The following is a 22,650-nucleotide window of genomic DNA, read 5'->3' on the forward strand; positions in this document are numbered from 1 at the left end:
ATATGGATCAGATACAGGGATTAAGAGAATACATCAGATGGAAGGGATACCGGGAAAGGCTGAGGCTTTTGGAAGAGGTTACAGAAGAATACCGGATGCTGGCTCAGGGTGAGTATAACAGAAACTACCTGTTTCTTCACCCGGTGACAGGGAAGAAGCTTATTCTGAGGGTGAATTTTGGAAGCCAGATGCATCTTGAAGATCAGATTGGGTATGAGTTCCGTGCATTGGAGCTGTTAAAGGATTCGGGACGCACGCCAAGACCCTTATATGTGGATGGGACTAAGGAGAAGCTTCCCTTTGGAGTAATGGTAATGGAGTATCTTCCCGGACATGCATTGGATTACGAAAAGGAACTGCTTTATGCAGCAGACTGCCTGGCGGATATACACAGCATTGATCTTGGGAGGGAGACGCCGCTGGTGGCGCCGGACAATCCTTTAAAAGCAATTTTGGAAGAATGCGAGGAGATGTTCCGGACGTATGAAGGGTCTGCTCTTGGAGACGAAGGAAAGAAAAGAAAAATACGCAGGATGCTGGACAGAGGCTGGGGAAGGGCAGCCAGCCTGCCAAAGCCAGCCTACCGGTGCTGCATTAACACGGAGCTGAATTCTACGAATTTTCTTATTAACGGAGAAGGAAAAGGGAATTACTTAATTGACTGGGAAAAGCCGATCTACGGTGATCCGGCACAGGACCTTGGGCACTTTCTTGCACCTACCACAACCTTCTGGAAGACAGATGTGATTCTGGAAAGTGAACAGATGGAGAAGTTTACAGATGCGTATATCAAAAAGGCAGCAGGGAGATTTAATATTGACGGCCTGAAAGAACGGACATGGGCATATATTCCCATTACGTGCCTGCGGGGTATCACCTGGTGTGCAATGGCCTGGGTGGAATATAAGCAGCCGGACAAAGAAATAATCAATGAGTCAACAGCCCGTAAACTGGAGGCGTATTTAAGCTATGGATTCCTGGATAAAATAGCAGGATTTGTTGGCTGATAGAGATATATAACTATATGGAATTAATGAATCGGTAACTATGGCAGTTCCGCTAAATGAAGTGGAAAGGCCTTTATAATCACCATAACACGGTGCTGAAAAAATATATACGCACCGGAAAACCAAGGAGGAAATATTTATGAAAAAGAAGTTTTTATCAGCTGTTTTAGTGTCAGCAATGACGGTATCCATGATTGCGGGATGCAGCTCTGGAAATGGAGCAGAGAAGAAAGAAACAACGGCAGTGGAAAGTATAGCTGCAGAAAGCACTTTGGGAGCAGAAGGTAAAGCGGCAGCGGAAAGTACATCATCAGCAGAAAACAAAGGGAAAGAAGAATACCAGTTTGTATCTGCCGGGGATGCAGTAAAAGCGGCGGCTGACGGAAAAACACATGTCCTTGATGTAAGGGAGTGGTCTAATTACGGAGCAGGAAGAGTTGCCAATTCGGAATGGTGTCCTATTTTCCCGCTGGAAGACGAATCCCTGACAGATCAGATGAAAGCATATGCGGAAGAAAATTTAAAGGACGGAGAGAAAATCTATATTATCTGCAACAGCGGGCAAAGAGGAGCCCAGAAGTCAACAGAGGTGTTAGAAAAAGCCGGAATCGATGCAGGTCTTATCTATACAGTTGAAGGGGGAGCAAAAGCCCTGGCAAAAGAAAAAGGTGCGCTGACAACAAACCGTGCGGAAGAAGGTATAGACTGGCAGTATGCAAAAGCAGCAGATGTGATTGCAAAGAAAGATGCTCAGATCGTGGATGTACGTGATGATGATACATATGCAGGAGGCCATTTGGAAAATTCTCTTCAGGTTAATTTAAAAGATTATGAAAGTGCAGATGCACAGACCGCAATGTATGAACTGGCGGCAGAGAAGCTTAATAAAGATGAGCCGGTATATTTCTTATGCTACAGCGGAAATAAATGTGCAAAGACAGCGATTTCCGTATTAAAGGATGCCGGCTTTAATGAAAAGAATCTGTTTATCATTGAAAACGGGGCAAAAGATGGTGACGTTCAGGCAGCATTTATAAAGTAATAAGCCAGCAGTAAAACAGTGAAAGACGGAGAAAAGATATGAAAAAAAGAATTTCGGCATCGCTTCTGGCGGTTGTTATAGCTCTTTCCATGACAGCCTGCGGGAACAATGAAGGACCAAAAGAAGAGAAAAAAACGGCTTTAGAAACAGAAGAGATGTCCTTCGACAGAATGAAGGAGGAAGCAAAGGGCACTACCGTAACATTTTATGGATGGGGCGGGGATGAGAAGCTCAATGAATGGCTGGACAATACCTTCGCAACGGTAATGAAGGAAAAGTATGACATTACCATGGAACGTGTCCCAATGGATATTGATCAGGTGTTAAGCCAGTTGTCAGGAGAAATCCAGGCGGGCGAAAAGGACGGAAGCATTGACATGATCTGGATCAATGGAGAAAACTTCCGTTCTGCAAAAGAAAACAATATGCTCTACGGGCCTTTCGTGGATAAACTTCCCAATTTTCAGGATTATGCGGATGCAACGTCCGAAGATGTAACGCTTGATTTTGCGTACCCCATTGAGGGATTTGAAGCTCCTTATGGAAAAGCGCAGATCGTGATGATTGCGGATACGGCTGTAACTCCGGACATGCCCAAAAGCGCTGAAGACTTTAAGGAGTTTGTCCGGAAGTATCCGGGAAAGGTGACTTATCCGGCGCTACCGGATTTTACAGGAAGTGCGTTTGTCAGAAATGTGATCTATGAGATCTGTGGATACCAACAGTTTTTGGATATGAAAGGGGATAAGGAAACGGTAAAAGCTGCTGTGGAATCAGCTATGGTATATTTAAGGGAGCTGAATCCGTACTTATGGAATGAAGGAAAAACCTTCCCGGATTCCTCAACGACCCTGGACAATATGTTTTCAGATGGAGAGGTTGTGCTAAACATGACCTATGATGCCTACGGAACTGCTGTTAAGATAGCGGACGGGGCATATACGCAGACAACACAGTCGTTCCAGTTTGAGAAGGGGACCATCGGAAATACCAACTTTATGGCCATTGCGGCAAATTCCGGGAATAAGGCAGGAGCAATGGTGGCAATCAATGAAATGCTGTCTCCGGAAATTCAGGCTGACCGTTATGATACATTGAAGGTCATACCGGTTCTTGATAATTCAAAGCTTTCAAAGGAACAGAAAGCATCATTTGATGAGGTAGAGCTTGGAAAGGGAACGATTCCCCAGGATGAGCTGTTATCAAAACGTCTTCCGGAAATGCCGGCTGAGCTGGTTCCCATTATTGAAGAAATATGGACAGAAGAAGTGGCAGGAAAATAATGAAAGATAAGCTGATGCCATACTTGCTTTTGGCTCCCCAAATATTGCTTACCATTTTGTTTATGATTGGTTTAGTAACTGGAATTACCCAAAGCTTAGGGGTAATTCCAGCTTTTGGGTTAAAGAAGCCTACGCTTTTGTATTATAAGGAGATTCTGTCACGGCCGGATATGATGAGATCGGTGCTGTACAGCCTTAGGATTGCGCTGTTTTCATCGGCTCTTGCAACGGCAGGCGGCGTATTTTTTTGCGGAATATGCGTCATGGGAAAGAAAACTCAGGGAGCTGTTATGCGTATTATCCAGCTTCCGATCATCGTGCCTCATGTGGTTGCGGCGCTTTTTGTCATCAATATTTTTTCCAGGAATGGAATCCTGGCCAGGGCCGCCTATGCGCTTGGCATGATACAGGAACAGCAGCAGTTTCCAATGCTTATCTATGATCCTCACGGGATCGGAATCATCATGGCATATCTGTGGAAGGAAATTCCCTTTATTATTTATTTCGTCATCGCACTGATGGCTAATATAAACGGAAGTCTGGGAGAGGCAGCGACAAATCTTGGAGCGAAAACGTGGACGGTGTTCTGGAGGGTGACGCTGCCATTGTGCAGAAATACAATTATAAGCGGATTTTTGATTATTTTTGTATTCGCCCTGGGGGCGTATGAGCTTCCTCTTTTGCTTGGGGCCACGGTTCCCAAGGCATTGCCGGTTCTTGCGTATCAGGAGTACATTCATCCGGATTTAAGACACCGGCCTTATGCCATGGCTTTAAATGGAATTATTATCATAATCTCCCTTATCAGTGCACTATTATATTTTCTGATGATGCGGAAAAATGTAAAATGTTTAACGGAAGAACAATAGACCATGAAGAATAAAAGAAAATCAATATTTATAAGCATGACACGGTTGATTTTGCTGGCTGCCATTCTTATTCCGGCGGTTACTCTGTTTCTATGGATTTTCACGGAGCGGTGGACATGGCCGGATCTGGTGCCTCAGGTGTTTTCAAAGAGAGCTATTTTAGAAATAGCAGGAAGAAAAAAGGAGCTTTTGCAAATCCTCTGGTCGAGCATTCTGATTTCCACAGTTGTAGCAGCCTTATCTGCGGTGATCGGTATTATGACGGCGAGAGCCATATTGTTATACCGTTTCCCCGGAAAGCAGCTGGTGTATTTTTTTACCATCCTTCCATTTATGGTTCCTGCCACCGTATTTGCAATGGGGATACAGATTACATTTATTAAAATGGGGTTAAACAACAGGATTGCAGGGGTCATTATTGCTCATCTGATCTGTTCTCTCCCTTATGCCGTGCGCCTCATCATGGATGGGACAGCGGCTGTTGGAAGCAGACTGGAAGAACAGGCCAGAGTCCTGGGAGCCTCTCCTTTTCAGGCCTTTTACAAAACGTCTCTGCCGATGCTGACGCCTGTGATTCTTTCAGCGGTCAGCATGTCATACATCGTTTCTTTCAGTCAGTATTTTCTCACGCTGATGATTGGAGGAGGAAATGTAAAGACCTTTACGATCCTTATGGTTCCCTATTTGCAAAGCGGAAATAGAAACATTGCCTGTATTTACAGCACCTTGTTTCTGGGCGTGACATTGCTCGTGTTCGGGGTGTTTGAATGGGCGGCAGGCCACTATATGAAACATGGGGCCGGAGAATTTTATACATCGGAATGAGATGACAAGGGAAAAGGGTGAGATAAACAATGAGCCTTATGGTAGAAGATTTAAAAGTAGTACTGCAGAAAAAAGAGATTCTTCATGGGATCAGCCTGGATATACGGGAAGGGGAATTCATCTCGCTTCTTGGTGCATCCGGGTGCGGGAAGACGACACTTTTGAAAAGCATAGCGGGACTTCTGGAAATCGAACAGGGAGAAATCCGGATTCAGAATGCATCTGTTGCGGGGGTTCCTCCTGAGAAAAGAGGGACGGTCATCGTATTTCAGGAATTACGGCTGTTTCCCCACATGACTGTGGAACAGAACATTGCATTTCCCATGGAGCTTCAAAAGGTGTCGAAAGATGTTCGGAAGGAAACGGTGAAAAAGCTGCTGGAAGAAGTACAGCTTACGGGATTTGAGATTCGGAAAATAAAAGAAATGTCCGGGGGACAGATGCAGAGAGTTGCGTTGGCAAGAGCTCTTGCTGCAAATCCGAGAGTGCTGCTTTTGGATGAACCGTTTTCAGGACTGGATGAGTGCTTAAGGCTGGAGATGGGAAATCTTGTGAAGAAGCTTCACCGGGAGCGGAAGATTACCACGATTCTTGTGACCCATGAGAAAAGAGAAGCGATGCAGATGTCGGACAGGATTGCGCTCATGAGTGAGGGACGGATTTTACAGTACGACACGCCAAGGAATATGTTCCGTCATCCGGTTTCAAAGGCAGTGGCGGAATATTTCGGCAGGGTGAACTATGTGAAAGGAAGAATGGAAAACCACAGGTTCAGCAGCAGGCTGTTTGAGATGAATGCAGAGCTGGAAGACGGGGATTATGAGGCGCTGATTCGGCCGTTTTCCGTGAAGCTTGTAAGAGAAGGAGCCTACACAATTATCGGAATTTCATTTATGGGAGAGATGGCGGAAGTGAAGATAGAAGTACCGGAAGGCATAATATTAAGCCAGGTCATGAGTCATGAGCTGGATAGACTGGGACTGGTAGAAGGGGACCGGGCCGGTATTTATATCGAGGAAAACGGAGTGACTTGGTTTCGGAAAGGAGCGTAAAATCAGATGAAGCATGTGGTATTTGACTGTGACAATACGTTTGGGGTAAAGGACTGTGATGTGGATGACGGTCTAGCGCTGATGTACCTTCTCGGCTGTCCGGAAGCGAAAGTACACGGAATTACGGCAACTTATGGGAATAACCGGTTGGATATTGTATACAACACCAGCCGAAACATGTTAAAGGAACTGGGACGTGAGGACATTCCGGTGAAAATGGGCGGGGAAAGATGCGGAGCGTACGAAAGTGAGGCGGCAGACTACCTTGCAGAGATGGCGGATAAGTATGCGGGATCTTTATCGATTCTTGCTACCGGCTCTCTTACGAATCTCCGGGGGGCTTATGAAAGGGACAATCATTTTTTTGAGAAGGTAAAAGAAATCGTGGTAATGGGAGGAATTACAAGCCCGCTTGTGTTTGAGAAAAAGGTGATGAATGAGCTGAATTTCTCCTGTGATCCCTTTGCCACGTGGACGGTGCTTACGAAAGGAAAGAATGTCTCGGTGATCACAGGGAATCATTGCCTGAAGGTGCTGTTTACAAGGGCTGAATATAAGGAACGTTTATTCGGCTCAGACAACAGGGCTGCTGCATACATCCGGGAGAAGACGGATTATTGGTTTGGGTATAATGAGGAGGATTATGGCATCGGCGGATTTTATAACTGGGATGTGACCGCGGCAGTATATCTGATGAATCCGGAGCTGTTCGTGGATGAGAGAAAGGCGCTGTTGATTTCGACGGAGGATTTGAAGCGAGGGTATCTGCAGGAGGCGGAAGAAGGAAACTGTGTGTGTAATCTTCCGGTGATTGGTGGGGAAAAGGCGTTTAAGGATCATATTTATGATGCATGGATGCGGGTTCCCATGGATTAAGGCGGTGGGGCTGGAGATGATACTTTGATATTCTTGGAATATTGGTATGCGAAGACGATAAATGACGCAGTGAAATGGTTGGGAGACCTTTTTCACTGCGTCATTCAATTTTTGTAAATTCAATGATAAGTCCATTGAAAATATCAAGCTGCCTTGTAGTCAGTCCTTTGGATACATATTTAGGCTTACTGCTGTGAAACTCCTTCATTAATGTATTTATGATATTGATCTGGCTGGTCGTTAAGTTATTGACCATAATTGTTTTTCCTTTTTCTTTTCCTGCCAGAAAATCCAGGCTTACATCAAAAAGTACAGATAAATCGATTAATGTCTCTAAGGTAGGCAATTTTTGATTGTTTTCGTATTTGCTTATCAACGATTTACTTTTATTGATCTTTTGTGCCAATTGCTCCTGAGAGTATCCTTTTTCTTTCCGTAACTGTTTTAACAGCTCTCCAAAATCATACATCATGAGCCTCCAATACCAGTTTTTTTGTTTGTTATTAGTATATAACGCAAACGTTGACTATTTGGAAACTTTGTAATAATATATAGTTATTAATCGGAAACATTGAGGTTTTTGAGAACAATTATTCGTATATTATGGTATAATTTTCAGAGATAATACAAGAGATAAAAGAGGAAACAGTATGAAAATAGCTATATGCGATGATTGTCAGGAAGATATCAGACAACTGGAGGAGTGCATCAGAGAAAGCAAATTCTGCCCCCAAAGCCAAGATTTTTATGAGTATTCCAGTGGGGAAGCTCTGCTGGCCGATTATAGGGATTTCGATATTGTATTTCTGGATATGAAAATAGGGGAAGGGATGAATGGAACTCTTACAGCTCAAAACATACGAAAGCGTGATACAAAGGTAATTATTGTATTTTATTCTGATTTTGAATCACCAGCCAGCAGAATATCTTCTGTACGGCCTTATGATTATCTGCTGAAGAGGTATTCGAAAGAAGAATTGTCCCAAAGTCTGGATATGGTGTTGGAAGAAGTACAGAACAAGGAAGAGTCACCAAAGCTGCCTGTTGTGTGTGATGGGAAAGTATTTATTTTACAGATATCAGATATTATATACGTTCAAATCTATAATAAGGGAAGCCAAATATGGCTGACAGATAAAAAAGCAGAGGAAATCTGGGGAGGTGTATCCTCAGAAAAGGAGCTTAAACAAACGATTGAAACTAAAACGAAATTAAAGGAGTACTACCAGGAACTAAGAAATTACGGTTTTATTTATGCCAGTGAAAGCTACATCATCAATGCTGAGAAGGTCGTATCCCGGCAGAAAGATTTTGTTCGGATGGAGGGCGGCCACAATCTTACAGTGGTCAGAAGAATGAAAAAAGTGTTTGATGAAGAACTTGGCAAATATTATGGAGTTAGGTATATTCGGGAGAGGATAAAAAAGGAATGAATATAGCACAAATTATATATGGGCCGGTGATGTATCTAAACTGCGTGTTTGAAATCTTTTTATTATACAACTTATTGGAAGGCGTATTCCAGCCGTACGAAGACCGTAAAAATGTCAGGCTTCTGGAAATAGCAGCATGCAGCACGGTGATTTTTTTAATCAACAGTTTAAATCTGCCCACTGTAAATTTATTTTGTGTACCGCTTATGTATATGTTCTTTGTATGGTTAATGTTTCGTATAGAACTAAAATATAATTTTCTTTATGTTTTATTTTACTATGTAATTTTAGCGGTAACAGAATTTACATTTCATCATATCTATACATTGCTGGAAATTGATGTTTCCAAAGCATATTTTAGTATGGTGCTTTTTTTAATCATTCAGAAGACATTCGAATTTGCAGTAGTACAGATAATAAAAAAGCGGCACCAGGGCCCTTATGAAAGCGGCAGCTTTCAGTATTTAAAATATTTATTTATACTTCCTATTGCATCTTTGGTTTTGCTGAATGGATTTTTATTACCAAAGCAATATTCCGGCGGCTATCTTTTAATCTGTTTCGGTGGGGTATTATTAATTCTATCCAATGTAGTTGGTTTTTCTACTGTGGAAAAATTATTAAACGCAGAAAGAGTGGCCAAAGATGCGGAATTACTAGCGTTAAAAACTAAATTGGAACGAAGCCACTATCAAAGGATGGAGGAAATGAATCAGGATTACGCAGAATATTTACATGAAATGAATCGTGTAATCCGAATCATGGAGCAACTGTCATGCACAGAGGATCATGGCGCGGTTAAAGGGGCGATGGAGAAAGTTTCGCAGATGGGTAAGACTTCTGTGAAACAATGTTATATCAGTGACCAGATCACCAACGCTATTTTTATAGAACGAGAGAAAAATGCCATGGATAAAGGCGTAGATTATCAGGTGGATATCCAATCAGGAATCGATGTGAGCTTTATTGACGATTTAGATAAAATCAGTATGTTTGGTAATCTGCTCGACAATGCGCTGGAGGCGGCCGAAGAGTGCAAGGAAGGTTATGTATTTGTAAGCTTATATAAGGGAAATGAAGCACTTGTCATATTAAGGATAGAGAATAATTTTAAAATCAGGCCCCATAAGATAGGAGAGAAATATTTTACCACAAAGATTGAAAAGAAAAAGCATGGTTTCGGGATCAAAAAGGTAGAAGAATTATCAGAAAAGTATGGAGGTATATTAAATTGTTATGAAGAGGGAGACACCTTTGTAGCGGTGCTAATGTTATCAAGCATACCAAATTTGGCAAATTAACGACCAAATTCGGCCAAGCTGTTGATTCCTCTGATAAAAACATGGTATGCTGAATAAAAATACATAGGGGGTATCTTTATGAGTAAAATAACGAAGAAGTTGAAAAGCCAAAATTGGACTGTTTTTATGATGAATGCTTTAGCACTGCTAGTGGTAGCTCAGAATGTAAATGCAGCGTGTGCCTGGCTGCAGCATCAACCCGAGGTACCAGAGGAAGCCAAACGTTTTAGAAAATTTTAGGTGACAGCAAAAACCATGATTGAAAAGTTGGCAAAAAAAGTTGTGACCTGGCAGGTGCAAAAAGATTATCTGTTAATAAAAGATGAAACATTATATATATATGCATATGAGCTGCTAATTGGGCAGGCTGTCAATATACTGATTGCCTGCTTTTTGGCAATTGTTTTCCATGCATATACTACGGTGCTGATATTTCTGGTATCTTATATCCCGCTGCGTTCTTATGCGGGAGGGCATCATGCCAAGTCATATAATATGTGTACGATAGCTTCTACGGTGATGGTATGCATCGTTTGCATTGCTGCAAAAGTAATACCAGACGATTCCATTATTTGGATAAATCTGGCGGGGGGAATGATAAGCGGGATTCTGATCTTTATGCTGGCACCGGTGCAGGATCACAATAAACCTTTGGAGCAGGTTGAAAGAGAATGCTACAGGAGACGCAGCAGAGAAATCTGGGCGGCAGAAACTGCATTGTGGGCGGTTTGCTATTTGTTAAATGCCAGAAATATCAGCCTTGCTGTTATATTAGGGCATTTAGCCTTGTCTGTTATGTTATGTATGGGTAGTGTGAAAAATAAAATATATACAGAATAATCATGATACGGATGAGAAAAAGGCGTTGCTGGGGCAGCGCCTTTTTTTAGATCAATAGAAGCTAAGTCGACCAAATTCGGAAAGTTAGTGACCAGATTCAGCCATCGCATTGTATTGTTTAAAATAGTGTGATATTTTGTAAAAAAATGTAAAAATATAGTGCTTTTTGTAGCGAGAGGTGTTTTATGCCATTTACAAAAATCAATCAAAGCTTTTATCGGTATGAAATCACTTACCGAATTTTAAACTGGGACAAAACAGAAGAGATCAGGACTGATAGTCTGGATACGGATATTTTGTATAATAAACTGAATTTCTGGAACAAAAAGCGCCATATGAGGGATTGTGAGAGAAAAGTGATCAGTAAAGTAATTCAGGATGGCCGGATTTCCAGGCTCCAGATATTGAACGAGAATTTTATCCTGATTCCCAGATATATCTGCAGGGTTAACTAGAACTTTAAGAGGAGGGCGATATGAAAATATGGAGAAAAATCTTTCTGGCTACAGGGATGATTATTTTGCTGTTTACAGTCAGGCAAATTACGTCGATGGCGGGAGTAAACCAGGGATTCAACGAAACTGAAGGTGAGGTGGTGTTTCTTTTGGACACCAGCGGTTCCATGAATACCTATGACAAAAAGCGCCTGGTAATTGATGCGATCCGACAGGCGGCCTACAGCCTCCCCTCAAATTATAAAGCTGGATTGGTATCTTATAATACCGGAATTCAGACAATCGCTCCGATGGGTACCGGACTGGAACAGATGGACGCACAATTAGCGGCTATTACATACAAAGGCTATACCAACGCCGGAGAAGGATTGAATCAGGCCGTGGGACTTTTTTCAGACAAGGAGAGTGTGGACCGCAGCATCGTCATGTTGACGGATGGAGAGATTGATATGCCTGACCAGCAGGCAAAAGAGTCTTCCCGTATCCTATATTCAGATGCGATGAAGAGGGCAAAGGAAGCCGGTGTGAAAATTTACATTATTGCCGTAGGCAGTGAGTTAAATGACCCTCAGATGCATATCTTTGCCGGTGCTGAGATGACGGACGGAGCCATCTACTGGCAGGGCCAGTCAGGTACTCTGGTGCAAATTATGAACCGTATCCTGTATGAGCGTATGAACATCCCAAAGAAATCCGTGGGGGTGACGGATGGAAATGGCGGCAGCCTTCATGCGGAACTGCCCTCACCGGGGGCAGAGCATGTGCGGATCATTCTGACTGCCAGTCAGGGGATTCAAAATGTTACTGCAGATTATGCGGCAGAAGAAGGCCGTATTACCGGCGGGCAGAACTTTGCGGTATTGGAGATGACCAGACCAGCAGTAGAAGCTGTGGAGGTCCATTTCCAGACGCCGGAGTTAACTGGAGTAGAAGCATATATGACAGTGGAATATACGGCTGAACCTGTAATAGAAGTCTCTTATCGGAGGGAAGCTTCCGAAGCGGAGGAAGAACGTAACGGGAGAACAAAAGTATCTTTGGCTGATAAGCAGTATGCCGACCTGAAAATATGGCTGAAAGATATAAAGGGAAAAAACGGGAACCTCTGGAATGCTCCTTATTATGAGGGACAGGAAGTGCCTTTCCGTGTCAATGGAGTCACGGAAACAGGAAGAATAAGTAACGGAATTATACCTTACTCCCTCCACATAGACGGGATCGATGAGCTTTCTATTGAAATTGATTCCGGTAGTTTTGAAGAGCATTTTGTGATCACCCAACCGGCATTTATAAAACTTGCGCCACCCCAGGAGCCTGTACCGGAGCCGGATTACCGTCCATTGTGGATCATTTTAGGAATACTTGCGGCGGCATTGATCCTCATACTGGCCTTGTGGGTGAAGAAAAAGAATACCACAGTGGTCTATGTGGCACAGTCCCCGGCCTCAAGGGAGCCTGCAAAGAAGATGGAGACTAAAACCTGCACTTATTCAGGGAAATTCAATATATACGTGGTAAGAACTGCGGATGGCAGGGACGTGCCTCCCCAGACTTACCAGCTATTCGGTAGAAACAGCGGCCGTATGACCTTGGATCAGATTCTTTCCGCCTGTAAGATCAAGTTGGGGAAGATCGGAGAGGAGGACATTATCATCTATCCTGGGCCGGATTATTCGGTAATAATTATGGATCAGTCGGAGCGGTGCACTGTGCTGCGGGGGATGGAGATTCTAAAAAAGGGTATGGGATACCCGGTGTTTTATAACGAAAAGATTACCATTACCTTTGAGGACGAGTCCACGGAGATGGAAATCCATTATAAAAACTTAAAGCCAAGTGAGAGGAAAGCGTAGCAATGAAAGGAGCGCCGAAGGCGTTCCAGTCAGCGTGAACTTGCTCTTTCAGATAGATAACAAAAGGAGGAATAAGCAATATGGGAAATGTAATAAAGCAGACCAACCGGACCATGCTGATGGAGGTCATTAATCCGGAAAAACTGGATTTATTAACTTTGGTTGGAGATGTCCGGGGGGTGGAAAGCCTTTCCGATGAAAAAATCAAGGAAATCAACGACTCCTTAATGGTTCGCAGTTTTGATGAGCTTTTGGAGAAATTTGCACCGACTGTTTATTGTTACTATAACGCCAACAATCAGAGAGTGGTTTATCAGTTGGATAAACCGGAGCAGGTGCCAGAGGAAATGCTGACGGAAATTCCATTAAACCGTCAAAATGAATTCATGGGAATGCTCATGTCCATGGTGGAAACCAAGCGTTCTGAGGGGACCATCAACGTGGATTTTAAGTTTGAAAAGCTTACGGACATGATTTCCCCGAAAAAAGTAATGGATGCGATCAAGCAGAACCGAAAGGAGCTGCAATATACTTATGGCGAATACGCCAGGCTGGATGAGGAGGATCCCCAGAAGAGAGATTTAGGGGATAAGCTGAATGTCATGTTTGAGGAGGCGAGCGCCAATTATAACAATATCATGGCCCTGCTTCCCCTGGCAATTGAGGACATCAAAACCAGGCTTCTGTTGGGAGACGGAGGAGATAAAAAGGACAGTACACCTCTTGCCTTAGGCGTTCTAAGTATGGGGGAACAGGGGGAACTGAGGGTCTTAGAGGCACCAAAGGTGGAAACGACAGCCTTGGTCACGATCGATGATCATGTAAATATGGGCTTGATCGAAGCTTTAAAAGAGGATTATGAAGCTCTGAATGAGGAGAACAACGATTATGTAGGGGCTTTGGTAGCGAGAACCTTTTGTCCATTGTCCTCCACTATGGAGAGCAGCATTGACATAGCAACAGAGGTTGCCAATTATAATTCCTATCTGGAATTTTACAAGGAATCCAAGGATGCCTTCATTAAGACCGTAAAGCCGCTGATCGAAAGGCTGCTGGGCGCCTGGTGCTATTTTGAACAGTATCCGAAGAAGCTGAAAGGAATGCGCCCTTCCATGCTGGTGACAAATGTATCCAATGAGATGCTTGCAAAGAGCAGCAATATTCCCAGGCTGATTACATACTTAACCACAGTGAATGCAAAGAATGATTTCACAAATACGGTATGGTATGCCATCGTACCGAACGTATCCTTAGACCAGAACAGCAAGATGAAGCTGACTAGAGAGCGGTTTAAGGGAAATTCTAAAACAGAAAAGAATGATACAAACAGTGTGGAATCCTTAATAAGGCTTCTTGATGTCTTTAAAGATTACAAAGTGCAGTGTTTCTTCAGTTATGAGACTGATGACACCACTACATTCAATGCCTTGGCAACGGAGGGGATCGGTAAGTATGAGGATCGCTGCGCTGCTCTTATGGGTAAGGAGTACAGTGAGTTTGCCATTCCCTGTCTGCCCAACTATACGATTATTCCGAAAGATAAATCAGGCGTCGTCTTAGACAGCCGGATGGTAGTCGGTGATAACCATACGGCAGAGCTTTCCAGGGAAAAAGAAGACATCATGAAGCTGTGGATTGACGGGGTTTACGTTGGCGCTGCCTATGTGGCGGCAGGTATAGCAGCGGCTTATCAATGCCCGGAATACTTAAAGTCAAAGTTTGGGCCAGGCGTTAAGCTGGATACGGAACTGCCAGGAGTGAGGTTTGACATTGAGGCCGATGATCATGGGCTTATTGCCTGTACTACCATGGCTAAGGAGATTACCGGATTCACCAATTCCATTAAAAATGATATCAATCGGAAGAACTTTGGATTCATATTCAGTTCGGAGAATGCTTCTTATAAAGGCAATGACATAACAAAGATCATGATCTACAAGGCCCGGAATCTGATGTCCGATGGTTCCATGTTTGAGCCGATTTATAAAACACAGGTGACTACCTATATTGAACGGGTGATGCGCCACGGAACCGGGGACTTTAAAGAGGATTCCATTGTCCAGTTCTTTTCCAATAATCCCAACAGCCAGAAAAGCCGGTGGCTTTCCAGAAGGGAATACTTAAATGGAATCCTTGGAGCAGGAGATGATATCAGCTGTAACATCAACGAGGAAACAGGTTTCTGCACCCTGGATATCACCTTTAATGGCAATGTAAAGAATTTGGAAGTAGAGATTAACCGATTATCGGCGAATAAGGCGTAATGGCCTTTGAAGCATAAATTTTTCAGAAGAAAAGGAGGAAATAAGATGGGATTTCGAATGAAAATCACCGGAGGACCAGAGGAAATCGTGTTTGATGAGCGGAGCATTACAAAAGTGGATTTTGACTCCATTTCCTCGGCGGACTCCAATGCAAGGGCCACAGATTTCGGCCTGACAGTGAAGGTATGGGGCAAGATGCTCTACAAGCTGGGAGGAGAAGGAAACGATCCCACTTTGGGGCTGGTAAAGTGGTCCCAGGTGCCGTCTGAGAAGGCAGACTGTTATAGGAATGCTGAAGTCACCGTAGTATCCGCCAGCCAGGTGGTGCGTCAGTTCACTCTTCCAAATGCATTCGTCATGGAATACACCGAGGAGGTGGATGACGAGAGCGGTGTTGGAACCTTCTTCATTCACATGAAACAGAAGAAGGATGAAAACGCGGCGACTAAAATTGAAGGCGGCTTTGGCGGCGAATAATAGAATCGAAAGGAGGTAACAGACATGTCATACATAGTGAAAATCGAGGGACAGGAAAGTTTTGAAATTGCAAAAGAAAGTGTTCGCAGCGTGAAGTTCACCACGGATATTCCGTTGGATTCCAATGCCAGGACCAAGGACGTGGGCAGCACTCTGACCATAACTGGAAGGATTTTAACCGCTGTGGATGGAGATCCGTTTGACAGCACCAGAAAGCTGGCCCTGTGGTCAGTGGTGCCTGCAGAAAAATCCGATTGCTACCGGAAGGTGACGGTGGAACATATAGCCGCCGGGATCATGGAAAGAAAATACTATTTCCCAAATGCCTTTGTGATTGATTATAAGGAAGATTTTGGGGATGTGGAAGGAACTGGAACGTTTACATTAACGATCAAACAGAAGAAAGATAAGTTAGGCATGATTACGGTGGAAGGTGGATATCCGGCCGCATAAGTAGGGAGAAAGGGCGCGTCCGGAATAGATTGGATGCGCCCTTTCATCAAATAGATGAAGCTGAATGAAAAAATCAATCCCAGTGATTTATGATTGTACCGGGAGATAAGGCGGAGCAGATGAAGAATTTATACAGTGTGCTGGGAGTTTCCCGGTCTGCGACAGAAGATGAAATAAAAAAAGCATATAGGAAATTATCTAAAAAATACCACCCGGATGTAAACCCTGGGGACAAAGAGGCAGAGGAGAGGTTTAAAGAGGTATCTGAGGCCTATGCTACTCTAGAAGACACAGAGAAACGAAAGGTCTATGACAAGTCCTGGGAGAAAGAATCCTATAAGGAGAAAAGCGATAAAGCTTCCGACACCTGTCCTAAGCCTTCTGCAGATATCAATCTTTCCAATATGGAGGAAAAGTTTACACAGTTTTTCGGATTTCATCCTAAAGACAGGAAAGTGGATGAGGGAGCATTTAACAAAAAAGGGAAAACAAGGACAAATCCAATAGATATGACAGATTTGTTTGAGAGATATATGGGTGTCAAAAAATAAGAGAATCATTTAAAACAGAAGTATCGAGAGAGGGTAGACGATAATGAGATGAGGTGATTTCTATGGCTATGTTTGATACTATAGGTGATTTTATGCTTCCGAACGATGGAAATTTAAGTGACAAAGAGGAACAACGAGAAAAAAAAGACATCAAGAACAATCCCTTGAGATGATGTATATGTATCAGTTATATTATGGTGCAATTGAGGAGAATAAGTATGCGCTTCGAGGCTCTGTGCTTTCCTGCCAATATGGAACGAAGTATGCTAAATTAGAATGTCTCAAGGATCACGGAGTATATAAAGGTAAAAATCCTGTATTGGCCATTACTGACTGCGCTGAGTCTAACATACATAATTTTGGTTCCTGCTTATGCCCTGAGAGTAATTATGCAGGACGTTTGCCAATGACTGTTGGGCAGGACAGTAATGGAGTGGCGGCGATAAAAGTTCCTCAAAATACTTATGCTCACATATGTGTGCCGGTTATAAGTAAAAGTAGCGTATGGCATCAGGCTGATAGTGACGTTTTGATTGAGGTAAATCAAAAAGGGTATGTACCTATGTTGTTGGATGATGCTGTATTGGTCTGCCAATATGGGGGGATTATTAGAATTGTAGAGGTTCCGAATACAAGTGGAGACGGTGGTCTGGGAGGCATGGTACTTAGTCGACCGAATGGCTTGGAACTATTAAAGGATTTGGAGCTTAAGGAATACCAATTACTTGATATAGAAAAACGTGATTCTGGTGGAAATTTAATAGGAATGATGCCATATTATGTTATGAAAAATGGAAGTATATCAGGAAAATTTGTAGACGATGGTGAGATCACCATTGGGTATGGTCATCATATAAATGCAGTTGAATGGAAAAGTCCAGATGATCCTGATCATAAGCTTTTAGCTCCATATGTGCCAAGTAATGTAGTAATAACTGGAATTACAGCTAATAGAACTACCCTTCCCATAAGTGGTTTGATAGTTGTTCCATCTTCAACTATGGTGCCAATTAGTATTATTAATTCTCAATATGAAGCTGATGTGAAATTGCATAGTAAAGCAATTTCAGACTGGCTGGATAAAGAGAACATAAAAGTGACTCAGAAAGAGTTTGATGCGTTAGTTATTTATCGATATAATCGGGGGAATTTGCCAGAAAAAGCCATGAAATACTTGATAGATGGAAATCGAAATAAAGCGGATTGGGAAAAGATTTGGACAGGCGGACAGAATAGAAAGGATAAATGTCAGAGTTTATTTTTCGGAGGGGAATATTAGTGAATAGGATGATTAATAAAATCTGCTATATCTCAGCACTTGTTTTATTACTGAATGCGTGTATTCCTGAATCAAAACATCAAAATAAAATTATTGATGAGATCAACAATCATTATACTAAAGATACAGAATATATAGAAACACAACACCCAACTGAGTCAGAAAAAGATACAAATATGAGCCGAAATGATTTTGTTTATAGGCAAAATAAAGGATATAAGTTATTTTATGGCACTTGGAAATATGTTGAAGTGGTATCACAACATATACGGCTTGGGGGCGATGAGGGATATATGGATTTATTAGGCGAGATAGTGACATATCATCCGGATTATTTTGAAAACAGTTTAGGGAAGATTTATGATCCGATGTACCTCCTATCTATCTATCCTATTAATCAAGATCATTATAATCAGTTTTTTTTGGATCAGGTAGGCATAGAGACGTTACTTCCTGATGAAAATTATTTTACCCTTGTTCAAATAGCTTATAAAGCGAATACGAAAATTGGCGATAATGGATTCACTTTTTTTATTGATGATGACACTACAATGTATGCGTTTGATAACAATTGCATTTATAAATTAACTAGAATTAGCTATATTAATGGCTATGATCCTAATGAAAGAGCAACATATAAAGAGTGATAATTGATTAAAGCAAAGAAATGCCAGAGGAGCAATTTTGACTAATAGTAAATCAAAGATACGGAAAAAGTCTATATTATATATGAATAAATGAAAAAGGGTAAAGGGAGATAAAAAATTGAGAATATGGATTCGATATATATTTTGTTAGAGAGGAAATGAGTAAATGAAAAAAATGGTAATTGATTTGGCTGTTGCATGTGTATGTCTAGCAATTATAAGTACAGCTATTCTTTATCCAAACCAGGTCAGGGGGAGGTATTCCATTTTATTGACAGCAGGTCTTCTTGGAATTGTATTCCTGTTTCTGGCAATACGGGACAAGGAGGAACGGCAGGAAATCATGGGACGGATGGAAATGGACCTGCCGTCAGAATCGGAGCTTATTACGGAGATCGTACTTCTTAGTGAGGAGGATACCGAGCTGTTGACTTGGGATCTATACGGAAAAGCCGCTATGGTCATTGGCCGGGATGTAAAGGAAAACCAGGTGGACATTGATTTGGGGAAAAGCTCTTATGCCAGCATGGTGGACATTGAACATGCGGTGCTGAACTTTTCCTCCGGGAACTGGTACGTTGAAGATTTAGGCAGTGCTAATGGAATCAGCGTGAAAAAGGCAGGAGACGGGAGAGTTTACAAACTCTCATCGGACACACCCTGTCGGTTAGAACGGAGAGACTGTCTATATGTAGGCTTAAACAGACTCCTTTTTAGATAAGAAAAAACTCTTGATATAAGTCATTATGAACACATTTATAGTCTTTAAAATGTTACATAGGTTTTAATAAATAAATATAACGGAAGAAAAGGAGCTGAAATGATATGAGCGGAAATCTGATCCGATGCCAAAACGGACATTTGTTTTCATCTAGGAGATATGGAACGGTGTGTCCCTACTGCAACATAGAAACTGCCACAAAAGAGAAAAAAGAGGCTGGAGGTAAGAATGAGGAAGAACTGGAAGAACTGTTATTCGTCCAGGAAACATCCCTGGTATGCGGCTGGCTGGTCTGCATCTCCGGTCCCAGGCAGGGGAAGGATTATAAGATAAAATCAGGGAAGAACTTCATTGGCCGGGCAGATGATATGGACATCCAGGTACTGGGGGATAACAAGATCTCCCGGCGAAATCACGGTGTCATTGTATTTGACCCAAAGAAAAAGGAAACTGTGCTCCTTCCGGGTGATAGCAACGGGCTGGTCTACCATAACGAAGCCGCTGTTTATACGCCGACTGTATTGAATGACTATGACGTGATCGAGATGGGGGACAGCAAGTTCGCATTCGTTCCATTCTGTGGGAAAAATTTCATGTGGGAAGACAAAGGAGGGGCATGATGACAATTCCCGAAACAAGCATACTTCTCCTTGGACTTGGGGGAAGTATGCTTTTGATCATACGTATCATGATGGCAGTTCTGAATCCCTGGGATATGTCCCTAAAGAAACGCTCGGTCTGTGATAGCGGGGCCTCTAAAACCATCGGAGACCGGGAGCTGCAGGAGGATGAATATGGCATTACAGAAACTGAGGATGGAATCATGGCAGTTCTGGCGGACGGAATGGGCAAGCAATTTGGAGGGAAAATTGCCGCCCGGACTGCCGTACAAGTATTTCTGGATATGTTCGAGGATAAGAATGCCTTCTACAACCCCCAGTATTCGTTCCGCAGAGCATTCCAGGGTGCTAACAGGGAGATCTTAAACCAACTGGAGGAGAATCAAGGCAGTGCTTCGGTGGCAGCGGTGATGGTAAAGGAACGGAAACTCTACTATTCAACCGTGGGTAATGTAAAAGTAGCAGTCTATCGGAATCGGGAGCTGGTACCGGTGACATCGGGACATACCATCAGCATGTTGGCAAAGCAGAAATACAAAGAGGGGAAGTTGACAAGGCAGGAGGCAGTCAGCCTGCTGGACCATCACCGGCTGTATAACTATGTGGGTCAGGATGGATTTCGGGACGTGGAATTTTTTGACACCCCAATTTCTCTTTACGGAGGAGAATATGTGCTTCTGATGACAGATGGTCTATATGAAACGGTCAGGTGGAAAGATATCGAAGACTGTCTGGAAGTGGAAGGAAACAGCCAGAAGAAGGCATTTGCAATCATTGAACTGGTAAATAAAAGCCAGAAGGAAGAAAAAGATAATGCAGCAGTAGTCGTTCTGCAGGTTCGGTAACAAAGAGAGAAACCAGGAGGAAACCATGGAATGATGAGAAAACAGAACAGCACATTCAAGACGGCATTTATATCGGAAGCAGGTTCCGGGCTTAAAAATAACGATTATTTTGCGTTTGTGGAACTGGAAGAGTATGCCTGTTATGTCATATCGGATGGGTTAAATGACCTTCCGGATGCAGAAAGCGCCAGACTGGCAACACAGAGCATTATCCTGGCTTTCCAGGAACACCCGTCTATGACAAAGCGGGCTATTCTTTCTTATATGGAGGCAGCCAATAAGGCGCTTACTGCGGCGGACAGCCGGGAAAGGTTAAAGGCATCTGTTACTGTAATTGTAACGAACTATGCTAAAGTTCGTTATGGCTATGTGGGAAATACCAGACTCCGGCTCTACCGGGATGGCACCGTGAAAGAATCGACCCAGGATATGTCCCTGGGAACTGAGATGTCAAGAGAGAGGAACCTCCCGGAAGACATACTTTCCCGGCATGAAGAACGCAACAATTTACATACCTATTTAGGTCAGGAAAAAGGGTTCCGCCCATTTGTATCCAAGAAAATAAAGCTGGCAAACGGTGACATTCTTGCGTTGTACACCAGGGGAATCTGGGAAAACCTGGACGGTGGTGAACTGGACGATGTGTTTTCCGAGGCTAAAAGTGAGCCGCAGGAGTGTCTGGACAATGTGGAGGATCTGCTGCTTTCCAGACAGCCAAAGATTCTGGAGAATTATACCTTTGTCACTATTTTTGTGGATAAAGTTTTCCTGGACCCTAATCAGAAGCACCGGGTCAGGAAGATAGCCCTCATCACCTTTGCCGCCCTTGTCATAGTTCTTGTAATCAGCTTGGTGCTTTGGCTGCTGTCTCATCAGCGGCAAAAGTATACGATTGAGATGGGACGAAGATATTCTAATACTGTTGAATATATCCAGGATGGAAATTTCCTGAGGGCTGATGAAGAATGCAGTGAGGCACTGAAGGTGGCGGAGAAACTGTGGGACAAGAAGCAGATTCAGAAAATTTCTGATTATAAGAAGCTAATTGAGGCAGTGAATTCTGCGGAAGTTTCATTCAAAGATAAGAAGTACGAAGAAGCCCAGGCTGCTTATCTGGCAGCGAAGGAACGTTCCCGGCATGCAGATCGGATTGCAGATGATTACATAGACAGACAGTTGAACAAGATTACAGATTACCTATCGGTGTTTGATTATATACAGCTGGGAGATACTCTGGCAGCCCAGGAGGATTATGTGAGGGCAGAAGAAAAATACCTACAGGCCAAGAGCCTGGCCACCAGGACGTATTTTGAAGAGGGCCGCAAGGAGTCAATGAAGGCTTTGGAGGCCATGTATGCCAACCGGGATAAGGCGGAGGAGACGGAAGCCAAGGAGGCAAAAGAAAAGGCTTCCAGTGAAACCGGAGCCGCCCAACTGGCTTCGGAAGGAGACAAGGCATTTGCCCAAGGTGATTTTGAAGGTGCAAAAGCCTTTTATACCATGGCCTTGGAAAAGTACCAGCAGTTGGGAGATGCCGCCCATGGAGAGCTGATCCAGAATAAGATTACTTCCAGTGAAAGCAAATCAGAGGAAAATAAACAGAAGGAGCTTCAGGCGGAAGATTATGTGTCTGCAGGCAGGGAACAGGAACTGGCAGGGAGTAAATTGGAAGCAAAAAAGCAGTATCTGCTTGCAAAGAACATTTACAAAGAACTGAAGATAGATGATAAAGTGGCGGAAGTTGATGGGCTGATAGAGGTTTTGGAAAACGCTATTGCTCAAGAAAAGGAAGAAAGGGAAAGTCGGGAAGCGGAGTTGGCAAAGAGCGAAAGTCAGGAAGCTGAAGACAGACAGGGGGAAAACGGACAGACAGGTATGGGAGCGGTCATTGGCCCTGGTGCAAAAGCCGGATCGGGAGCTTAAGCAAGCCGGTCAACCGTAACAGAATAGATAAGAA

General features: G+C 43.1%; 23 protein-coding genes and 1 pseudogene. 23 read left to right on the forward strand and 1 reads right to left on the reverse strand.

Going from position 1 to position 22,650, the window contains the following annotated elements; all coding sequences use genetic code 11:
- Positions 1-2: 2 nt before the first annotated feature.
- From BMW45_RS17240 to BMW45_RS17270, 7 genes are all read left to right on the forward strand, one after another.
- Complete coding sequence (locus BMW45_RS17240) at positions 3-1,007, forward strand: aminoglycoside phosphotransferase family protein (RefSeq protein WP_092246838.1); 1,005 nt, start codon at positions 3-5, stop codon at positions 1,005-1,007.
- Between the two features lie 139 nt (positions 1,008-1,146).
- Positions 1,147-2,049 carry a rhodanese-like domain-containing protein gene (locus BMW45_RS17245; RefSeq protein WP_092246841.1) on the forward strand — a complete coding sequence of 301 codons (903 nt, stop codon included), beginning with the start codon at positions 1,147-1,149 and terminating at the stop codon, positions 2,047-2,049.
- 89 nt (positions 2,050-2,138) lie between these two features.
- On the forward strand, positions 2,139-3,332 hold the full coding sequence (locus tag BMW45_RS17250) for an ABC transporter substrate-binding protein (RefSeq protein ID WP_416388669.1): 1,194 nt from the start codon (positions 2,139-2,141) through the stop codon (positions 3,330-3,332).
- The gene (locus BMW45_RS17255) at positions 3,332-4,201 is read left to right on the forward strand and encodes an ABC transporter permease (RefSeq protein WP_092246846.1); all 870 of its coding nucleotides are present in this window, start codon (positions 3,332-3,334) and stop codon (positions 4,199-4,201) included. The genes BMW45_RS17250 and BMW45_RS17255 overlap by 1 nt, the downstream gene beginning before the upstream one ends.
- Positions 4,202-4,204: 3 nt before the next feature.
- The gene (locus BMW45_RS17260; protein WP_092246849.1) at positions 4,205-5,026 is read left to right on the forward strand and encodes an ABC transporter permease; all 822 of its coding nucleotides are present in this window, start codon (positions 4,205-4,207) and stop codon (positions 5,024-5,026) included.
- Between the two features lie 29 nt (positions 5,027-5,055).
- Positions 5,056-6,078, forward strand: a complete 1,023-nt coding sequence (locus tag BMW45_RS17265; protein WP_092246853.1) for an ABC transporter ATP-binding protein — start codon at positions 5,056-5,058, stop codon at positions 6,076-6,078.
- A gap of 6 nt (positions 6,079-6,084) precedes the next feature.
- Positions 6,085-6,954, forward strand: a complete 870-nt coding sequence (locus BMW45_RS17270; protein WP_092246856.1) for a nucleoside hydrolase — start codon at positions 6,085-6,087, stop codon at positions 6,952-6,954.
- A gap of 100 nt (positions 6,955-7,054) precedes the next feature.
- Here the strand turns inward: BMW45_RS17270 and BMW45_RS17275 are convergent, their stop codons facing one another.
- The gene (locus tag BMW45_RS17275) at positions 7,055-7,426 is read right to left on the reverse strand and encodes a helix-turn-helix domain-containing protein (protein ID WP_092246859.1); all 372 of its coding nucleotides are present in this window, start codon (positions 7,424-7,426) and stop codon (positions 7,055-7,057) included.
- A 178-nt stretch (positions 7,427-7,604) separates the two neighbouring features.
- Between BMW45_RS17275 and BMW45_RS17280 the strand changes: the two genes are divergently transcribed.
- The 16 genes and pseudogenes from BMW45_RS17280 to BMW45_RS17355 all read left to right on the forward strand — a co-directional run bounded on the left by BMW45_RS17280 (position 7,605) and on the right by BMW45_RS17355 (position 22,616).
- A complete protein-coding gene (locus BMW45_RS17280; protein ID WP_092246862.1) occupies positions 7,605-8,387 on the forward strand; it encodes a LytR/AlgR family response regulator transcription factor in 783 nt (260 codons plus the stop codon).
- A complete protein-coding gene (locus BMW45_RS17285; RefSeq protein ID WP_092246865.1) occupies positions 8,384-9,688 on the forward strand; it encodes a sensor histidine kinase in 1,305 nt (434 codons plus the stop codon). Before BMW45_RS17280 ends, BMW45_RS17285 begins: the two co-directional genes overlap by 4 nt.
- A 78-nt stretch (positions 9,689-9,766) precedes the next feature.
- On the forward strand, positions 9,767-9,928 hold the full coding sequence (locus BMW45_RS17290) for a cyclic lactone autoinducer peptide (protein ID WP_174715195.1): 162 nt from the start codon (positions 9,767-9,769) through the stop codon (positions 9,926-9,928).
- A gap of 15 nt (positions 9,929-9,943) precedes the next feature.
- Positions 9,944-10,528 (forward strand): accessory gene regulator ArgB-like protein, encoded by a 585-nt coding sequence (locus BMW45_RS17295; RefSeq protein ID WP_143057063.1) that lies wholly within the window; start codon positions 9,944-9,946, stop codon positions 10,526-10,528.
- A gap of 185 nt (positions 10,529-10,713) precedes the next feature.
- Positions 10,714-10,983: a hypothetical protein gene (locus BMW45_RS17300; protein ID WP_054789692.1), complete on the forward strand. Its 270-nt coding sequence runs from the start codon at positions 10,714-10,716 to the stop codon at positions 10,981-10,983.
- 20 nt (positions 10,984-11,003) lie between these two features.
- Entirely contained in the window at positions 11,004-12,836 is a 1,833-nt protein-coding gene (locus BMW45_RS17305) for a vWA domain-containing protein (protein WP_092246870.1), read from the forward strand.
- Positions 12,837-12,916: 80 nt separating this feature from the next.
- On the forward strand, positions 12,917-15,100 hold the full coding sequence (locus BMW45_RS17310) for a transcriptional regulator (RefSeq protein WP_092246873.1): 2,184 nt from the start codon (positions 12,917-12,919) through the stop codon (positions 15,098-15,100).
- A gap of 45 nt (positions 15,101-15,145) precedes the next feature.
- A complete protein-coding gene (locus BMW45_RS17315) occupies positions 15,146-15,577 on the forward strand; it encodes a hypothetical protein (protein WP_054789695.1) in 432 nt (143 codons plus the stop codon).
- A 24-nt stretch (positions 15,578-15,601) separates the two neighbouring features.
- Complete coding sequence (locus BMW45_RS17320) at positions 15,602-16,030, forward strand: hypothetical protein (protein WP_054789696.1); 429 nt, start codon at positions 15,602-15,604, stop codon at positions 16,028-16,030.
- Between the two features lie 119 nt (positions 16,031-16,149).
- A pseudogene (locus BMW45_RS29120) lies at positions 16,150-16,347 on the forward strand (DnaJ domain-containing protein); the annotation flags it as partial.
- A gap of 412 nt (positions 16,348-16,759) precedes the next feature.
- Entirely contained in the window at positions 16,760-17,860 is a 1,101-nt protein-coding gene (locus tag BMW45_RS17330; RefSeq protein ID WP_166433410.1) for a PAAR-like protein, read from the forward strand.
- The gene (locus BMW45_RS17335) at positions 17,860-18,507 is read left to right on the forward strand and encodes a hypothetical protein (protein ID WP_092246879.1); all 648 of its coding nucleotides are present in this window, start codon (positions 17,860-17,862) and stop codon (positions 18,505-18,507) included. Before BMW45_RS17330 ends, BMW45_RS17335 begins: the two co-directional genes overlap by 1 nt.
- Positions 18,508-18,673: 166 nt before the next feature.
- Entirely contained in the window at positions 18,674-19,228 is a 555-nt protein-coding gene (locus BMW45_RS17340; RefSeq protein WP_092246882.1) for an FHA domain-containing protein, read from the forward strand.
- A 104-nt stretch (positions 19,229-19,332) separates the two neighbouring features.
- Positions 19,333-19,848, forward strand: a complete 516-nt coding sequence (locus BMW45_RS17345) for an FHA domain-containing protein (protein ID WP_092246884.1) — start codon at positions 19,333-19,335, stop codon at positions 19,846-19,848.
- Positions 19,845-20,693 carry a PP2C family protein-serine/threonine phosphatase gene (locus BMW45_RS17350; RefSeq protein ID WP_092246887.1) on the forward strand — a complete coding sequence of 283 codons (849 nt, stop codon included), beginning with the start codon at positions 19,845-19,847 and terminating at the stop codon, positions 20,691-20,693. The genes BMW45_RS17345 and BMW45_RS17350 overlap by 4 nt, the downstream gene beginning before the upstream one ends.
- Before the next feature lie 30 nt (positions 20,694-20,723).
- Positions 20,724-22,616: a PP2C family protein-serine/threonine phosphatase gene (locus BMW45_RS17355; protein ID WP_092246890.1), complete on the forward strand. Its 1,893-nt coding sequence runs from the start codon at positions 20,724-20,726 to the stop codon at positions 22,614-22,616.
- The last annotated feature ends 34 nt before the right edge of the window (positions 22,617-22,650 follow it).

Source organism: Lacrimispora sphenoides (assembly GCF_900105215.1).
Classification (GTDB): domain Bacteria; phylum Bacillota; class Clostridia; order Lachnospirales; family Lachnospiraceae; genus Lacrimispora; species Lacrimispora sphenoides_A.

Bases quoted from the DNA above. Each gene is read 5' to 3' on its own strand.
- BMW45_RS17240 (WP_092246838.1), top strand. From the start codon at position 3: ATGGATCAGATACAGGGATTAAGAGAATACATCAGATGGAAGGGATAC.
- BMW45_RS17245 (WP_092246841.1), top strand. From the start codon at position 1,147: ATGAAAAAGAAGTTTTTATCAGCTGTTTTAGTGTCAGCAATGACGGTA.
- BMW45_RS17250 (WP_416388669.1), top strand. From the start codon at position 2,139: ATGACAGCCTGCGGGAACAATGAAGGACCAAAAGAAGAGAAAAAAACG.
- BMW45_RS17255 (WP_092246846.1), top strand. From the start codon at position 3,332: ATGAAAGATAAGCTGATGCCATACTTGCTTTTGGCTCCCCAAATATTG.
- BMW45_RS17260 (WP_092246849.1), top strand. From the start codon at position 4,205: ATGAAGAATAAAAGAAAATCAATATTTATAAGCATGACACGGTTGATT.
- BMW45_RS17265 (WP_092246853.1), top strand. From the start codon at position 5,056: ATGAGCCTTATGGTAGAAGATTTAAAAGTAGTACTGCAGAAAAAAGAG.
- BMW45_RS17270 (WP_092246856.1), top strand. From the start codon at position 6,085: ATGAAGCATGTGGTATTTGACTGTGACAATACGTTTGGGGTAAAGGAC.
- BMW45_RS17275 (WP_092246859.1), bottom strand. From the start codon at position 7,426: ATGATGTATGATTTTGGAGAGCTGTTAAAACAGTTACGGAAAGAAAAA.
- BMW45_RS17280 (WP_092246862.1), top strand. From the start codon at position 7,605: ATGAAAATAGCTATATGCGATGATTGTCAGGAAGATATCAGACAACTG.
- BMW45_RS17285 (WP_092246865.1), top strand. From the start codon at position 8,384: ATGAATATAGCACAAATTATATATGGGCCGGTGATGTATCTAAACTGC.
- BMW45_RS17290 (WP_174715195.1), top strand. From the start codon at position 9,767: ATGAGTAAAATAACGAAGAAGTTGAAAAGCCAAAATTGGACTGTTTTT.
- BMW45_RS17295 (WP_143057063.1), top strand. From the start codon at position 9,944: ATGATTGAAAAGTTGGCAAAAAAAGTTGTGACCTGGCAGGTGCAAAAA.
- BMW45_RS17300 (WP_054789692.1), top strand. From the start codon at position 10,714: ATGCCATTTACAAAAATCAATCAAAGCTTTTATCGGTATGAAATCACT.
- BMW45_RS17305 (WP_092246870.1), top strand. From the start codon at position 11,004: ATGAAAATATGGAGAAAAATCTTTCTGGCTACAGGGATGATTATTTTG.
- BMW45_RS17310 (WP_092246873.1), top strand. From the start codon at position 12,917: ATGGGAAATGTAATAAAGCAGACCAACCGGACCATGCTGATGGAGGTC.
- BMW45_RS17315 (WP_054789695.1), top strand. From the start codon at position 15,146: ATGGGATTTCGAATGAAAATCACCGGAGGACCAGAGGAAATCGTGTTT.
- BMW45_RS17320 (WP_054789696.1), top strand. From the start codon at position 15,602: ATGTCATACATAGTGAAAATCGAGGGACAGGAAAGTTTTGAAATTGCA.
- BMW45_RS17330 (WP_166433410.1), top strand. From the start codon at position 16,760: ATGTATCAGTTATATTATGGTGCAATTGAGGAGAATAAGTATGCGCTT.
- BMW45_RS17340 (WP_092246882.1), top strand. From the start codon at position 18,674: ATGAAAAAAATGGTAATTGATTTGGCTGTTGCATGTGTATGTCTAGCA.
- BMW45_RS17345 (WP_092246884.1), top strand. From the start codon at position 19,333: ATGAGCGGAAATCTGATCCGATGCCAAAACGGACATTTGTTTTCATCT.
- BMW45_RS17350 (WP_092246887.1), top strand. From the start codon at position 19,845: ATGATGACAATTCCCGAAACAAGCATACTTCTCCTTGGACTTGGGGGA.
- BMW45_RS17355 (WP_092246890.1), top strand. From the start codon at position 20,724: ATGATGAGAAAACAGAACAGCACATTCAAGACGGCATTTATATCGGAA.